This is a genomic window from Acidovorax carolinensis (assembly GCF_002157145.1).
Taxonomy (GTDB): Bacteria; Pseudomonadota; Gammaproteobacteria; order Burkholderiales; family Burkholderiaceae_C; genus Acidovorax; species Acidovorax carolinensis.
In genome coordinates this window covers 22697-37690 of sequence record NZ_CP021361.1, presented here as the reverse complement: position 1 = coordinate 37690, position 14994 = coordinate 22697, and the positions used below count along the sequence as shown (strand labels likewise).

Sequence of the window (14994 nt, the reverse complement as noted above, 5' to 3'; positions counted from 1 at the left end):
GAGCCCGATGGAGACAAACCAACCCCGCGGCCCTGCTGCCGCCCCCCTGCTGCAGGTCGATGGCCTGACGCTTGCCTTTGGCGGCGTGAAGGCGCTGTCCGGCGTGGGCTTTGGCGTGCAGCCGGGCTCCATCACTGCCGTGATCGGGCCCAACGGCGCCGGCAAGACCTCGCTGTTCAACACCATCTCGGGCTTTTACCGGCCTGCGCAGGGCAGCATCCGCTTCAAGGGCCAGGACATCACGCGCATCCCCGCGCCGCAGCGCGCCCGCATGGGCCTGGGCCGGAGCTTTCAGAACATCGCGCTGTTTCGCGGCATGACGGTGCTCGACAACATCAAGCTCGGCCGCCACGCGCACCTCCAGACCAATGTGTTCGACGCCCTGTTCTACCTGGGCCGCGCGCGCCGCGAAGAGGCCGAACTGCGCCGCGACATCGAGGAGCGCATCATCGATTTTCTGGAGATCGACCATATCCGCCACGCCAGCGTTGCAGCCCTGCCCTACGGCCTGCAAAAGCGCGTGGAGATGGCGCGCGCCCTGGCCATGCAGCCACAAATTTTGATGCTCGACGAGCCCGTGGCCGGCATGAACCGCGAGGAGACGGAAGACATGGCGCGCTTCATCCTGGATGTGCGCGCCGAATGGGGCGTGACGGTGCTCATGGTGGAGCACGACATGGGCATGGTGATGGACCTGTCCGACCATGTGGTGGTGCTCAACTTCGGCCAGGTCATCGCCCAGGGCACGCCCGCCGTGGTGCAGGCCGACCCCGAAGTCAACCGCGCCTACCTCGGCTCGGGCGACGTGGGCGACCTGCGCCGCAAGCTGCAGGCCGGGGCCACTAGTGCACAGGGAGCCGCATGATGGATTGGGCCTACCTCTTTGAAATCAGCCTCACCGGCATTGCCAGCGGCGGCCTCTACGCGCTGGCAGCTCTGGCCTTCGTGATGGTCTACAAGGCCACGCGCGTGGTCAACATCGCCATCGGCGAAATGCTCATGGTCGGCGCCTACCTGTTCTTCACCTTTTCCTCCATGATGGCGCTGCCGCTGTGGCTAGCCATTCCGGCCGCCGTGCTCGGCACCGGGCTGCTGGGCGCAGTGATCGAGCGCACCATGATCCGCCCGCTGCTGGGCGAGCCACCCATCTCGGTGTTCATGGTCACCGTGGGCCTGGCCTCTGTGCTGGTGGGCCTGGTCGAGATGATCTGGAGCGCCGACCAGCGCCGCCTGCCCGACTTCATGCCCACGCAGCCCATCATGGTGGGTGATGCCTTCCTCGCGCCCAAGGTGTTCTGGGGCGCCGTGATCGCGGTGATTTTCATCGCCGCTGTGCTGCTGGTGTTCCGCTTCTGGCGCGGCGGCGTGGCGCTGCGCGCCACGGCGTCGGACCAGGCCGCCGCGTATTCGGTCGGCATCAACGTGCCGCGCGTGTTTTCGCTGGCCTGGGTGGCCTCCGCCATGCTGGCGGCCATCTCCGGGATCATCGTCGGCTCGATCGGCGGCATCTCGTCGAGCATGGGCGTGTTCGGCCTGTCGGTGCTGGTGGTGGTGATCGTCGGCGGGCTCGACAGCGTGCTGGGCGCGCTCATCGGCGGCCTCTGCATCGGCCTGGTCGAGGCCCTGGCCGGCGCCTACCTTGGCGGCGAATACAAGCTGCTCGCCACCTTCATCGTGCTGGTCGGCATCCTCATGGTCCGCCCCTACGGTTTGTTCGGCACCCACGAGATAGAGAGACTCTGATGCGCATCGGAACCCTCAAGGAAACCTACATCGCCGACGCGGCGCTGTTCGACTCGCGCACGCAAAAGGCGTGGCTGGCCGTGGCCGCCGCGCTGCTGGTGTTGTTCCCCTTCATGGCCAGCGAATACTGGCTCTACCTCGCCTGCCTGGTCAGCATCAATGTGGCCAGCGCCACGGGGCTCAACATCCTCACGGGCTACACCGGGCTGGTCAGCCTGGGTCAGGCCGCCTTCATGGGCTTGGGTGCCTACACTGTGGCCATCCTGCAGTCCAAGATGGGTTCGCCCTTCCTGCTCAACATCCTGGCAGGCGGCTTCGTGGCCATGCTCGGCGGCATCATCGTGGGCGTGCCCTCGTTGCGCGTGAAGGGCCTGTACCTGGCCATCGCCACCATCGCGGCTTCGTTCATCGCGCACTTCCTGTTTGCCAACTGGAAGTTCACCGGCGGCACGGGCGGCCTGAGCGTGCCCCCGGCCAGCCTGTTCGGTATGCCGCTCGACACCTCATTTCGCCTCTACTGGCTGATCGTGCCAGTCACCATTCTCATGCTGCTGGGCGCGGCCAACCTGTTCCGCACGCGCATCGGCCGCGCCTTCATCGCCATCCGCGACCGCGACATCTCGGCCGAGGTGCTGGGCATTCCGCTGCTGCGCTACAAGCTGCTGTCGTTCGGCCTGTCGTCGTTCTATGCCGGCGTGGCCGGGGGCCTGTGGGCCTACTTCTTCCGCGTGGTCACGCCCGAGAGCTTTCCGCTGCTCATGTCCATCTTCTTCCTCGCCGCCATCATCGTCGGCGGCATGGGCAGCATCCTCGGCGGCATCCTGGGCGCGGTGTTCATGACCATGGTGCCCGAGTTGCTCAAGCTGGTGTTCGACCTGCTGCCCAACAGCACCGAATACACGGTGTTCCTCTCGCCTGTGCGCACCATCATCTTCGGCCTGCTGATCATCGGTTTTCTGGTGTTCGAGCCGCACGGCCTGGCCGAAGTGTGGCGGCGCATCCGCCGCTTCTTCCACCTGTGGCCCTTCCGCAACTGAAGCCACGCCATCGTTTTCATGCCACCACACAACCAACCTAAGGAGACAAGCATGGACCACCAACGCATTTCCCCCCAGCGCCGCAGCCTGATGCTGGGCGCCGCCGCCGCAGGCGCTGCCTCGCTCATGCACCCGCTGTCCGTGCTCGCGCAGGGCGCAGAAGACATCGTCATCGGCGGCTCCATCCCCATGACGGGTGTGTTCGCCTTCGCGGGTGTGGGCATCAACGCCGGCATCCAGGACTACGTGAAGATCGTCAACGACGCCGGCGGCATCAAGGGCCGCAAGGTCAAGTACGTGCCCGAAGACACCGGCTACAAGGTTGATGTGTCCGTGGCCGCGTTCAAGAAGATCACCAGCCAGAACAAGGTCAACGTCTACTACGGCGACTCCACGGGCTTTGCCAAGACCATCAACCCCGAGCTGGACCGCAACGGCAGCATTTTGATGGCCGGTGCCTCGTTCGCCTCCGAACTGAACGACCCCAAGAAGTACCCCCACCAGTTCCTGGTCGGCCCCGACTACACCGAGATGTTCAGCATCCTGCTGAAACACATCGCCAAGGAAAAGCCCGGCGCCAAGGTGGCCTTCGTCTACTCCGACTCCGAGTTCGGCCGCGACCCCATCGAGAAAAGCGAGGCCGAAGCCAAGAAGCTGGGCCTGTCGGTGCCCGTCAAGATCATGACGCCCGCCGGCAGCGTGGACGTCTCGGGCGAGGTCATCAAGCTGCGCCGCGCCGCGCCCGACTACACCATCTTCCACGGCTACATCCTCGCGCCCATCCCCGAGTTCATCACCCAGGGCAAGCAGCAGGGCATGGCCAGCAAGTGGATGGGCACCTTCTGGACCATGGACAGCTCCACCGTCATGAAGATGGGCCCGGACGGCGACGGCTTCATGGGCGTGATGCCCTTCCGCTACTACTACGACACCGAAAAAGCCCCCATGCTGGAAAAAATCCGCGCCATGCGGCCGGAATACCAGAGCACGGCCTACATCCAGGGCTTCCTGGCCGCCATGCTGTTCCTCGAATCGGCCAAGCGCTGCCTCGATGCCAACAAGCCCCTGAACGGTGCCAACCTCAAGGCCGCGCTTAACTCCATCAAGGACTTCGATACCGGTGGTCTGATCGGCGTGCCCATCACCATCAGCGGCAACTCCATCCCCGTGGGCCGCGTGTACCGCGCGGACATGAAGGCACAAAAAATGGTGGCCGCCTCCGACTGGATCAAGCTCTGACCCTGCCTTTGCCATGACCCAGAACGCCACGGACCACGTCCTCGAAGTCAACAACATCGAGGTCATCTACAACAAGGTCGTGCAGGCCCTGCGCGGCCTGTCGCTGGCCGTGCCGCGCGGCCAGATCGTGGCGCTGCTGGGCAGCAACGGCGCGGGCAAGTCCACCACGCTCAAGGCGGTGTCGGGCCTGCTCGCGCTGGAGGATGGCGCGCTGGAAAGCGGCAGCATCCTCTTCAACGGCCAGAGCACGGCCGCGCTGGCGCCGCAGCAGCTGGTGCGCCAGGGCCTGTCGCATGTGATGGAAGGGCGCCGGGTGTTTGAAGACCTCACGGTCGAGGAAAACCTGGTCGCTGCCACCTACGCGCTCACCGGGCGCAAGCCCACAGAGCAGGGTGCGCCCAAACCCGACTTTGACCTCGTCTACAGCTACTTCCCGCGCCTGCACGAGCGCCGCAAGGGCCTGGCCGGGTATCTGTCGGGCGGCGAGCAGCAGATGCTGGCCATCGGCCGCGCGCTCATCGCCCAGCCCCAGCTCATCCTGCTCGACGAACCTTCGCTCGGCCTGAGTCCCAAGCTGGTCGAAGACATCTTCACCATCATCGCGCGCATCAACGCCGAACGAGCTACCTCCATGCTGCTGGTGGAGCAGAACGCCACCGTGGCCCTGGCCGTGGCGCACCGCGGCTACATCATGGAGAACGGCAAGATCGTCATCGACGGCACGGCCGAGCGCCTGGCGAGCGACCCCGACGTGCGCGAGTTCTACCTCGGCATGGGCGGTGGCGGCGAAGCGAAGAGCTTCAAAGACATCAAGCACTACAAACGCCGCAAGCGTTGGCTGTCATGAGCGCGAACAACCCCCTGTGGCGCTTCGCGCCTTCCCCCTTCTCTCGCCTCGCTGCGCGATGCGGGAAGAGGGACGCCGCCCGTGCGGCGGGGCGGCCCTTGCACGGCGGCCCTGGCTTTTTCCGCGCCAGTTTGACGGCTGCGGGTGCGCGATGCGCAATGGATCACTGACATGTTGAACCTCCCCGAACTCACCCTGCCCCAGATGCTGCGCGAACGCGCGCGCACGGATGCGGCGCGCGTCGCCATCCGGCAAAAAGACTTCGGCATCTGGAAGCCCTTCACCTGGGCGCAGTATTTCGAGCGTGCCTGCCACTTCGGCCTGGGCCTGCGCGCCCTGGGCCTGCCCGATGGCGGCCATGTCGGCGTGATTTCCGAGAACCGCATCGAGTGGGTGCTCACGCAGATGGGCGCGGGCCTGGTGGGCGCCGTGACCGTGGGCGTGTATCCCACCAGCCCTTCTTCGGAAGTGGCCTACGTGGTGGGTCATGCCGACATCGAGATCATCGTCTGCGAGGACCAGGAGCAGACCGACAAGGTGCTCGAAACACTGGCGGAATTGCCGCGCCTGAAGAAGATCGTGGTCATGGAAACCAAGGGCCTGCGCAGTTTCGCGCCCGAGGTGCGCGGCCTCATCGTCCCCTTCGACGAGGTGGAGCAACTCGGGCAGCGCAGCGGCAGGCTGCAGGACGTGGAGGCCACGCTGGCCCGCCAGAAGCTGGACGACATCGGCCTCATGATCTACACCTCGGGCTCGACGGGCAAGCCCAAGGGCGCGATGGTCTCGTACCGCAACATCCGCGGCGTGGTGCCGGGCATCGTGGACCGGCTCCAGCTCTCGCACGAGACCACCCACCTGTCGTATCTGCCGCTGTGCCACGTGGCCGAGCAGATGCTCACCACCTTCGTGCCGCTGTACGTGGGTTCGCAGGTCAACTTCGGCGAATCCATCCGCACCGTGCAGGAAGACCTGCGCGAGATCGCGCCCACCATGTTCCTGGGCGTGCCACGCATCTGGGAAAAGATGCACGCGGCCATCAACATCAAGCTGCAGGAAACCGGCCGCCTGCGCCGCGCGTTGTTCCGCAAGGCGTACGCCGCCTGCCAGCCGCTGGCCGAAAAGCCCCGTGCGCGCTGGAGCATTGGCGACATGTTCACCTACACCGCCAGCTACTGGCTGGTGTTCCGCGCGCTGCAGAACTTCATCGGCCTGCGCGAGGCGAAAGTGGCACTCACGGGCGCGGCGCCCATTCCGCCGGACGTGGTGCGCTTCTTCCGCGTGCTCGGCGTGCCACTCGTCGAGGTGTATGGCCTGACCGAATCGACCGGCATGGTCACCGGCCACAAGCTCCACGATGTGGTGGTGGGCACCGTGGGCGTGCCCACGCATGGCGTGGAATGGCGCATCGCCAAAAGCGGTGACGACGCCGTGGGCGGCGAGTTCCAGATCAAGGGCGAGATGGTGTTTGCGGGCTACTACAAAAACCCCGAGGCCACGGCGCAAAGCATCGTGGACGGCTGGCTGCACACCGGCGACGTGGTGCGCCTGCAAGACGGCCAGATCAAGATCGTGGACCGCCTCAAGGACATCATGATCACGGCCGGCGGCAAGAACCTCACGCCGTCCGAGATCGAGAACACGATGAAGGCCAGCCCCTACATCAAGGAGTGCGTCATCGTGGCCGAAGGGCGCAAGTTCGTCGGCGCGCTGGTCATGCTCGACTACGAGACCGTGGGCAAATGGGCCGAGGCACAGCGCATTCCATTCACGCATTTCCGCTCGCTGGTGGAAACCCCCGAGGTGCGCGCACTCATCGACGCCGAGATCGCCACCGGCAACGCCAGGCTGGCGCAGGTGGCCCAGATCCGCAAGTTCCATATGCTGACCAAAGAGCTGGACCACGACGACGGCGAAGTCACCGCCACCATGAAGGTGCGGCGCTCCAGCATCTACAAGACCTACGCCGCCGAGATCGAGGCGCTGTACCGCTGAATTTGAAGGTTTTCAGGGCTCCAGCGCTTGTCCAGCAAGCGCCGGCAGCTCTTGTTTCAGGAGTAAATATGACTGCCACCACGCCCCCTCCCCTGCTGCTGGAGCGCAACGGCGCCATCGCCACGCTGCGCTTCAACCGCCCCGGCGCGCTCAACGCCATCGACGTGCCCATGGCCACGGCCCTGCTGGCCGCCGTGCGCTCCATTGCGAAGGACAACAGCGTGCGCTGCGTGGTGCTGTGCGGCGCGGGCAAGGGATTCATGGCCGGGGGCGACCTGGCCACCCTGCGCGCCGACCCGGCGCAGGGCGCCAAAGATTTGCTCACGCCGCTCAACGAGGCCGTGGCACTGCTGGCGCAACTCAATGCCCCCGTCATCGCCCAGGTACACGGCGTGGCCGCCGGCGCGGGCCTCTCGCTGATGCTGCAGGCCGACTTCGTGTTGGCCGCCGAGGGCACGCGCTTCAACCTGGCCTACATCAACCTCGGCACCAGCTGCGATGTGGGTGCCTCGTGGGCACTGCCGCGCCTGGTGGGCCTGCGCCGCGCGCTCGAAATTGCCATGCTCGGCGACACCTACAGCGCCCTGGAGGCCGAACGCCTGGGCCTGGTCAACCGCGTCGTGCCCGCAGCCGAATTCGATGCCGCCGTGCAAGAGCTGGCCCAGCGCCTGGCTGGCGGCCCCACCCTGGCCTACGGTCACATGCGCCGCCTGATGCGCAACGCCTTCGACCACGACCTGCCCGCGCAACTGGCCGCCGAGGCCGAGGCCTTCGTGGCATGTGCGCGCAGCGCCGACCTGCCCGAGGGTATCGAAGCCTTCCACGCCAAGCGCCCTGCGGTTTTCCAGGGCCGTTGAATCTTTTTCTTTCTTTTTGGAGCCTTCCCCATGACCCACCGTGACGTCTTCGTCGTCAGCACCGCCCGCACCGCCATCGGCACCTTCGGCGGCAGCCTGAAGGACGTGCCCAACACCCAGCTCGCTACCACTGCCGTCAAGGCCGCCATCGCGCGCAGCGGCCTGGCGCCCGACGCCGTGGGCCATGTGGTCATAGGCAACGTGATCCCCACCGACACCAAGGACGCCTACCTCTCCCGCGTGGCCGCCATCGATGCGGGCTGCCCCATCGAGACCCCCGCGTTCAACGTCAACCGCCTGTGCGGCTCGGGCCTGCAGGCCATCATCAGCGCCGCGCAGGCCATCGGCTACGGCGACTGCGACGTGGCCGTGGGCGGCGGCTCCGAGAGCATGAGCCGCGGCCCCTATTTCGACACCGCCGCGCGCTACGGCGCGCGCATGGGCGACGCCAAGAGCATCGACTACATGCTCGGCATCCTGCACGACCCCTGGCAGAAGATGCACATGGGCATCACCGCCGAAAACGTGGCCGAGCGCTACAAGATCTCGCGCGAGATGCAGGACCAGCTCGCGCTGGAGAGCCAGCGCCGCGCCGCCGCCGCCATCGCCGCCGGGTACTTCAAGGACCAGATCGTCCCCGTCGAAATCGCCACGCGCAAGGGCACCGTGCTGTTCCAGGAAGACGAGCATGTGCGCTCCGCCACCACGCTCGAGGTGCTCGCCGGCATGAAGCCCGCGTTCAGGAAGGAAGGCGGTACCGTCACGGCCGGCAACGCCTCGGGCATCAACGACGGCGCCAGCGCCGTGGTGCTGGTGGCGGGCGACCGCCTGCAGGCCCTGAACGTCAAGCCCCTGGCCCGCCTGGTGGGCTACGCGCACGCGGGCGTGGACCCGGCCTACATGGGCATCGGCCCCGTGCCCGCCACGCAGAAGGTGCTGCAACGCACGGGCCTGAAGGTGCAGGACATGGACGTGATCGAGGCCAACGAGGCCTTCGCCGCCCAGGCCTGCGCCGTGGTGCAGGAGCTGGGCCTGGACCCAGCCAAGGTCAACCCCCACGGCTCGGGCATCTCGCTTGGCCACCCCGTGGGCGCCACCGGCGCCATCATCACCACCAAGGCGATTGCCGAACTGCACCGCACCGGCGGGCGCTATGCGCTGGTGACCATGTGCATCGGCGGCGGCCAAGGCATTGCGGCCATCTACGAGCGGGTGTGATCAATATTTGAGTGTTTTTGACCTCCAGCGCTTGTGTATCAAGCGCTGGTAGCTCTTATTTATATAGCAATATTACCACCATGCTGCCCAATCATTTCATCAGCGCCGAAGATCAGGCCGAACTGCAGCTCTTCACCGAATCGCTCGAGCGCTTCTGCGACGCCGAGATCGAACCCCACTACCGCACCTGGGAAAAAGTCGGCCGCGTGCCGCGCGACTTGCTGCGCAAGATGGGTGAGAACGGCTACCTCTGCGCCGATGTGCCCGATGCCTACGGTGGCCCGGGGGCCAGCGTGCCCTTCTCGTTCGCCGTGGTCGAGGTGCTCTCGCGCCGGGGCTACGGCGGCTTCGTCGGCGGGCTGCAGGTGCACAACGACATCATTCCGCCCTACCTGCTGCACTGCGGCACCGAGGCGCAGCGCCAGTACTGGCTGCCGCGCATGGCCAGCGGCGAGGCCATTGCCGCCATCGGCATGACCGAGCCCGGCGCGGGCAGCGACCTCAAGGCCCTGCGCACCACGGCGCGCAAGGACGGCGACCACTACGTCATCAACGGCAGCAAGATTTTCATCAGCAACGGCCAGAACTGCGACCTGCTGGTGCTCGCCGCCAAGACCGACCCAGCCCTGGGCGCCAAGGGCGTGAGCCTGTTCCTGGTGGATGCGGCCACGCCCGGCTTCACGCGCGGCCAGAACCTGGAGAAGATCGGCCAGCACGCGGGCGACACCTCCGAGCTGTTCTTCAACGACATGCGCGTGCCGGCCGACGCACTGCTCGGCGGCATCGAAGGCCAGGGCTTCGTGCAGATGATGCGTGAGCTGCCGCGCGAGCGCCTCATCATCGGGGTGCAGGCGGTGCACGGCGCCAAGGGCGCACTCGATGCCACGCTGAAATACGTGCAGGAGCGCCAGGCCTTCGGCCAGCCCATCGGCCAGTTCCAGAACACGCGCTTCACGCTGGCCCAATGCGCCAGCGACATCGCCGCCGCCGAGGCCTTCCTGAATGCCAGCGTGGCCGCCTACCAGCAAGGCCAGCTCACGCCCGAGGCGGTGAGCGCGCTCAAGCTGCACACCACCGAGCTGTTCAGCCGCGTGGCCGACGCCTGCCTGCAACTGTTTGGCGGCTACGGCTACATGGCCGAATACCCGATTTCGCGCTTCTGGACCGACGCGCGCGTGCTGCGCATCTACGGCGGCACGTCGGAAATCATGAAGGAGCTGGTGGCGCGGTCGCTGCTGGGGCGCTGAGGCGCTGGGCAACTGGCACCCGACAAACCCGCTGCGGTGGATGCTGGCAAGCCGCTAAAAAAACCCGTTGGCGGCGCCGACCCGTCGGGCACATTGATGGCACCACCAGAACAGTGAGTTCATCCATCGCCTGTTTATCAATGGTTAATAGCCATATAGAGTTCAGTCCATGGTTGAATCACTGCGCCAAAGACCTCGCGACCACGCCCGCACGCCGAGGCGTTGGTCAAAGCCCTGCGCCTGGGCCAGGTCCGCGTCGGCGAACAAGGCTGCCCCACCCACGCGCCTGCGTGCGCCACATCCATGATCACAGTCCGACCATCCTCCGAGCGGGGACGCTCCTCCACGGGCTGGCTGCACAGCGCGCACAGCTTTTCGTTTGGCGCCTACTTTGACCTGCGCCACCAGGGCCATGGCAATCTGCTGGTGCTCAACGAAGACACCATGGCGCCCGGCAAAGGCTTTGGCACGCACGGGCACCGTGACATGGAGATCGTGAGCTATGTGCTCGATGGCGCGCTGGCCCACCGGGACGATTTGCCGCCGCACAAAGAGCAGCCTGCCGGCATGGCAGCCGCTGACGTGCAGACTGAGAGGGGCGACGCGCAAGCCAGCGGCATCCTGCGGCCCGGCGATGTGCAGCGCATGAGCGCGGGCTGGGGCGTGCAGCACAGCGAGTTCAATGCACTGCAAGATCAGGACACGCATTTCCTGCAGATCTGGATCAAGCCGCTGTTCACCGGCATCCGCCCCAGCTACGCGCAGAAGCGTTTTCCGGCGGCCGACCGCCGCGGCCGGCTGGTGCACATTGCGTCGCGCAAGGGGCTGGAGGGCTCGGTCAGCATGAACGCCGATGCTTCCATCTGGGCCGGCCTGTTCGATGGCGCCGGGGAGGCCGCCACGCTGGCGCTCGACCCCGAGCGACTGGCCTATGTGCACCTGGCCCGGGGCACACTCAAGGTCAACGGCGTGCCACTGGCCGGTGGCGATGGTGCCCTGCTGGCAGCAGAAACCGGGCTGACCCTCAGCGGCGGCGAGCAGGCCGAGGTGCTGGTGTTCGATCTGGCGCAAAAGAAACAGGCGGCGCCGTGACATGACCCGCAACCCCTTCGTCCACCTCCCCGAACTGGAAGGCCACCTGACGCCTGTTCACGCCTCGGGCCTGCGCCTGACCGACGAGGTGCTGGCCGAGTGGGACGCACAGGCCCGCTGCCAGGGCCTGCCCGCCCATTGGCGCCTGCCAGACTGCGATGTGGAACGCTCGCGCCGCGAGGTGCTGGCCGGGCTGGCAGCGCACGAGGACCTGTGGGTGTTTGCCTATGGCTCGCTGGTCTGGAACCCCGGTTTTCATTTTGACGAGGTGCGCAGGGCCAGCCTGTCGGGGTTTGCGCGCCGCTTTGCGCTGAGCACCACCATAGGCCGTGGCACGCCCGATTGCCCCGGCCTGGTGCTCACGCTGCAAAGTGATGCCAGCCAGTGCCAGGGCCTGGCGTTTCGCATACCTGCTGCCCTGGTCGAAACCGAATCGCGCCTGCTGTGGCGCCGGGAAATGATCCATGGCAGCTACTGCCCCGTACTACTGCCGCTGCACACCCCGCAAGGCACGGTGCAGGCGGTGGTGCTGACCGCCAACACCGCCCACCCGCACCACTGCGGCGATTTGTCGATGCAAGCCACCGCCGCCATCATTGCGCGTGCCTGCGGCCGCATCGGCAGCAACCGCGAATACCTCGATCAGCTGGTGGCGCAATTCGGTGTGCTGGGCATCGCGGACGACTATGTGCACGCGCTGGCGGGCATGGTCGAGGCAGCCTCGTGCTGAAGAACCCGGTCGCCGGCCGGCTGAATCCGGCTGTCAGAACGGCGCGGACTCCGGGTCGGTATCCACCGGCACCTCCTTCGGGCCGGTGACCATGCCGCCGCCCGCACTTTTGCGCGCGGGCGCGGAGGGCGCGGGCGATGGTGCGGACCGTGGCACCGGTGCCGCTGCGGGTGCCGCGCCGCCGGCGATCGCCTGCGCGGCACTGGCCACGCCACTTTCGGCCTCGCCGCCCAACGCCTCGATCAGGTCGGGAATCAGCTTGACCAGCTCGCCCGTGGCAATGGCCACATCGGTGTCAAAACCGCCGTCGTCGGCCTTGGTGCCTTCAAACACCGTGTCCAGAAACGACACCTTCTTGATCTGCAGGCCTTCGGTCAGCATGAAGCTCACGCGGTCGTCCCAGGTCATTGCCAGCTTGGTGGGCAGCTTGCCGGCGGCAATGTGCGCCTGCACTTCTTCAATGTCGAGCGGGTGGCGGGCATAACGCACCACGGCCTTGGCCTCGTCGGCGCTTTTGAGCTCGCATTCGCGGTCTACCGTGAAACCCACGGGCGCCTCTTGCGTGCTCAGCCAGTGCGACATTGCGGCCTGCGGGCTGGTCTGGGTGTTGATGAGCGAGACCGACAGGCCCGGCAGCGATTCGACCAACAGCGTCACCACCTCATCGGCGCGGCCTTGGGCTGAGGTGTCGAGCACCAGCAGGCGCGATGCGGTGTCAATCCACACCCACATCGAGCCCTGCTTGGTGAAGGCCATGGGCAGCAAGTCCAGCTTGGCCTCGTCTTTCAGCTCCCGGCTTTCCTTCTTGCCAGGCTTGCGGCCGGTTTCCTGCTCGATGCGTTCGGCTTTTTCCTTGACGCGGCGGGCCAGCACGCTGCCGGGCAGCACCTTGGATTCGACCATGAAGCGCAGGATCCACTGCCCGCCCACCGACTCGGCCAGCGGGCCATGCGCATCACCGCGCGGCGGCACCCAGCCGAGCGACTTTTCCTGCGTGGCACCACATTCCAGGAAGGGCGCCTTGGCCAGGGCCTCTTCCACCTGCGTCAATTCCACCTGCCATTGCGGCGCAATGCGGTACACGATCATGTTCTTGAACACGGACAACCTTTGTTTCTTCTGGCCATTTCCAGCCATTGCGGAGTACAGCCGACATTGTCGGGGGTCGGCTGGCCCCCTTGCGGGTCCAACGCCCGCTTTCACTCTGTTTTTGATAGCTGTTAGCACTTTACCTAAAAGCGCTTCATGCCATTTTTATGCGGAATGCATTCCGACCAGGCACCGGACTTCTTGTTGCAACTTTACACAGGCGCATCAATCCCACACGGGCGGGTTACACGGGCCGCGCACACTGACCCTCAACCGCTGGAACGGTCGTACCAGCGGACCAACCCCTTGAAAAGGACCCACACCATGTCTTTCTTCCAACGCCGTATCGCCGCCGCCGCCATGATGGCCGCCTTCGCTCTGCCCGTGCTGGCCCAGCCAGCCCCTTCTGCGCCGCCCGCCGCAGGCGCCTCGGCCGAGCAGGCCCGCAAGCCGGGCGACCGGCAGGAGCGCCGCCAGGCCCACATGGCCCAACGCATCGACGCCCTCAAGGCGCAACTGAAACTGACGCCGGCGCAGGAGCCCGCCTGGACCGCGTTCACCGCCGCCATGCAACCCGGCGAGCGCCCCGCCCGCCTGGACCGCACGATGGACCGCAGCGAAATGGAAAAGCTCACCACCCCGGAACGCATCGACCGCATGCGCGCCCAGCGCGCCCAGCACGCAGCCGAAGCCGACCGCCGCGGTGAAGCCACCAAGACCTTCTACGCCGCCCTGACACCAGAGCAGCAAAAGACCTTCGACGCCCAGGCCCAGCCAATGCGCGGCAAGGGCGGTCACCGCGGTGACTGGGGCCATGGCCATGGCGAACATGGCCACCACGGCGGCATGCGCGGTGGCGACATGCCCATGGGCGGCATGGGTGGCCCCGCCCGTTAAAGCCCCAGGCAGGGGCGCCATGCCCTGACCTGCTTTCTCACCCCCCAAGCCCGGCACCTACCAAGGTGCCGGGTTTTTTTGCGCTTGTGGATAACGCTGGGGGCATTACTGGCACAACCGGGCAGTTATCCACAGACAAAGCAGAAACCCGAAAGTTGTTATCTGCCGGCCGCAAAGTTCAAGGGCCTCGCCACACATACTTTCAGGCAACGCAACTGCGCGCCAGCATTGGGGAAAAAGACCTTGTCCACAAAAAATGGCGCCCTCTACTACTACTACTACTATTTATATATAGAACCATAGAAGAACAACCCAAACTTCCTTTGCGCCCCGCTCGAATGCCCCTGAACCAGCAAAATCGCGCACTGGGGCCGCCAAGCAATCGGCAGTTGGGGCCCCTGTGAAAAAAATCGAGCGCGGCCTGCCCCGCCCAGCGGAGAAACCTGTGCACCTTGCGAATCGCCTTAAAACCTGGGCCAAAAGCATCAAGCGCGACGGCGTCACGCTGTGGTTTGCCGCGCGGCACCCACAGGCGCCCTGGTATGCCAAGGCGCTGGGTGTTTTTGTCGTGGCTTACGCCCTCAGTCCCATCGACCTGATTCCGGACTTCATCCCCGTGCTGGGCTACCTGGACGACGTGTTGCTGCTGCCAGGGCTGATCTGGCTGGTGATCCGGCTGATTCCGGCGCCCGTGCTGCAGGAATGCCGCGAACAGGCCGACCAGTGGATCAAGACCGAGGGCGGCAAGCCCGTCAGCCGCATCGGCGTCGTGCTGATCGTGGCCTGCTGGATCGGCGCCGGCCTGGCGCTGTGGCACTGGTGGGTCCGGCCCTGGCTGGCTGCATAGCGCCTGCTGGGGATCCCTGGTCCTGTTTGCTATTGAATAAATAGCTCATGGCGCTTACTACACAGGCGCTACCACCTGATTTCTATCCAAACCTGCCCGAACCCCCGTCCATGTGCACAAAACGGGGGATAGATCTGGCACAACCGGGCAGTTATCCAC

14 protein-coding genes are annotated in these 14994 nt (G+C 65.9%); 13 read left to right on the top strand and 1 reads right to left on the bottom strand.

The genetic code is table 11. From position 1 onward, the window contains the following. Nucleotides 1-7 precede the first annotated feature (7 nt). The 11 genes from CBP34_RS00155 (at nt 8) to CBP34_RS00105 (ending at nt 12002) form a co-directional block, all read left to right on the top strand. A complete protein-coding gene (locus tag CBP34_RS00155; RefSeq protein ID WP_094096931.1) occupies nt 8-865 on the top strand; it encodes an ABC transporter ATP-binding protein in 858 nt (285 codons plus the stop codon). Beyond that, nucleotides 862-1743, top strand: coding sequence for a branched-chain amino acid ABC transporter permease (locus CBP34_RS00150; protein WP_086910872.1), 882 nt, complete (start codon nt 862-864; stop codon nt 1741-1743). The genes CBP34_RS00155 and CBP34_RS00150 overlap by 4 nt, the downstream gene beginning before the upstream one ends. Beyond that, the gene (locus CBP34_RS00145; RefSeq protein WP_086910871.1) at nt 1743-2780 is read left to right on the top strand and encodes a branched-chain amino acid ABC transporter permease; all 1038 of its coding nucleotides are present in this window, start codon (nt 1743-1745) and stop codon (nt 2778-2780) included. Before CBP34_RS00150 ends, CBP34_RS00145 begins: the two co-directional genes overlap by 1 nt. A 51-nt stretch (nt 2781-2831) precedes the next feature. Beyond that, nucleotides 2832-4019, top strand: coding sequence for an ABC transporter substrate-binding protein (locus CBP34_RS00140; protein WP_086910870.1), 1188 nt, complete (start codon nt 2832-2834; stop codon nt 4017-4019). A gap of 13 nt (nt 4020-4032) precedes the next feature. Then, nucleotides 4033-4866, top strand: coding sequence for an ABC transporter ATP-binding protein (locus CBP34_RS00135; RefSeq protein WP_086910869.1), 834 nt, complete (start codon nt 4033-4035; stop codon nt 4864-4866). A 171-nt stretch (nt 4867-5037) separates the two neighbouring features. Continuing rightward, nucleotides 5038-6858, top strand: coding sequence for an AMP-dependent synthetase/ligase (locus CBP34_RS00130; protein ID WP_094098980.1), 1821 nt, complete (start codon nt 5038-5040; stop codon nt 6856-6858). Nucleotides 6859-6926: 68 nt separating this feature from the next. Further along, entirely contained in the window at nt 6927-7715 is a 789-nt protein-coding gene (locus CBP34_RS00125) for an enoyl-CoA hydratase/isomerase family protein (protein WP_094096930.1), read from the top strand. A gap of 30 nt (nt 7716-7745) precedes the next feature. Continuing rightward, on the top strand, nt 7746-8933 hold the full coding sequence (locus CBP34_RS00120; protein ID WP_094096929.1) for an acetyl-CoA C-acyltransferase family protein: 1188 nt from the start codon (nt 7746-7748) through the stop codon (nt 8931-8933). 80 nt (nt 8934-9013) lie between these two features. Further along, the gene (locus CBP34_RS00115) at nt 9014-10180 is read left to right on the top strand and encodes an acyl-CoA dehydrogenase family protein (RefSeq protein ID WP_086910866.1); all 1167 of its coding nucleotides are present in this window, start codon (nt 9014-9016) and stop codon (nt 10178-10180) included. Between the two features lie 303 nt (nt 10181-10483). Next, nucleotides 10484-11272, top strand: a complete 789-nt coding sequence (locus CBP34_RS20385) for a pirin family protein (RefSeq protein ID WP_086910865.1) — start codon at nt 10484-10486, stop codon at nt 11270-11272. Nucleotide 11273: 1 nt separating this feature from the next. Further along, nucleotides 11274-12002 (top strand): gamma-glutamylcyclotransferase, encoded by a 729-nt coding sequence (locus CBP34_RS00105; protein WP_086910864.1) that lies wholly within the window; start codon nt 11274-11276, stop codon nt 12000-12002. A gap of 33 nt (nt 12003-12035) precedes the next feature. On the opposite strand, the gene CBP34_RS00100 is transcribed toward CBP34_RS00105, so the two are convergent. Then, a complete protein-coding gene (locus CBP34_RS00100) occupies nt 12036-13103 on the bottom strand; it encodes a recombination-associated protein RdgC (protein ID WP_086913837.1) in 1068 nt (355 codons plus the stop codon). 312 nt (nt 13104-13415) lie between these two features. Here CBP34_RS00100 and CBP34_RS00095 point away from each other — a divergent pair, with 312 nt between their 5' ends. Then, the gene (locus CBP34_RS00095; RefSeq protein WP_086910863.1) at nt 13416-13988 is read left to right on the top strand and encodes a Spy/CpxP family protein refolding chaperone; all 573 of its coding nucleotides are present in this window, start codon (nt 13416-13418) and stop codon (nt 13986-13988) included. A gap of 445 nt (nt 13989-14433) precedes the next feature. Continuing rightward, nucleotides 14434-14835, top strand: coding sequence for a YkvA family protein (locus tag CBP34_RS00090; protein WP_086913836.1), 402 nt, complete (start codon nt 14434-14436; stop codon nt 14833-14835). The last annotated feature ends 159 nt before the right edge of the window (nt 14836-14994 follow it).

What these genes read in the sequence shown, in the direction of transcription:
- CBP34_RS00155 (WP_094096931.1), top strand. Translation starts at nt 8, where the DNA reads ATGGAGACAAACCAACCCCGCGGCCCTGCTGCCGCCCCCCTGCTGCAG.
- CBP34_RS00150 (WP_086910872.1), top strand. Translation starts at nt 862, where the DNA reads ATGATGGATTGGGCCTACCTCTTTGAAATCAGCCTCACCGGCATTGCC.
- CBP34_RS00145 (WP_086910871.1), top strand. Translation starts at nt 1,743, where the DNA reads ATGCGCATCGGAACCCTCAAGGAAACCTACATCGCCGACGCGGCGCTG.
- CBP34_RS00140 (WP_086910870.1), top strand. Translation starts at nt 2,832, where the DNA reads ATGGACCACCAACGCATTTCCCCCCAGCGCCGCAGCCTGATGCTGGGC.
- CBP34_RS00135 (WP_086910869.1), top strand. Translation starts at nt 4,033, where the DNA reads ATGACCCAGAACGCCACGGACCACGTCCTCGAAGTCAACAACATCGAG.
- CBP34_RS00130 (WP_094098980.1), top strand. Translation starts at nt 5,038, where the DNA reads ATGTTGAACCTCCCCGAACTCACCCTGCCCCAGATGCTGCGCGAACGC.
- CBP34_RS00125 (WP_094096930.1), top strand. Translation starts at nt 6,927, where the DNA reads ATGACTGCCACCACGCCCCCTCCCCTGCTGCTGGAGCGCAACGGCGCC.
- CBP34_RS00120 (WP_094096929.1), top strand. Translation starts at nt 7,746, where the DNA reads ATGACCCACCGTGACGTCTTCGTCGTCAGCACCGCCCGCACCGCCATC.
- CBP34_RS00115 (WP_086910866.1), top strand. Translation starts at nt 9,014, where the DNA reads ATGCTGCCCAATCATTTCATCAGCGCCGAAGATCAGGCCGAACTGCAG.
- CBP34_RS20385 (WP_086910865.1), top strand. Translation starts at nt 10,484, where the DNA reads ATGATCACAGTCCGACCATCCTCCGAGCGGGGACGCTCCTCCACGGGC.
- CBP34_RS00105 (WP_086910864.1), top strand. Translation starts at nt 11,274, where the DNA reads ATGACCCGCAACCCCTTCGTCCACCTCCCCGAACTGGAAGGCCACCTG.
- CBP34_RS00095 (WP_086910863.1), top strand. Translation starts at nt 13,416, where the DNA reads ATGTCTTTCTTCCAACGCCGTATCGCCGCCGCCGCCATGATGGCCGCC.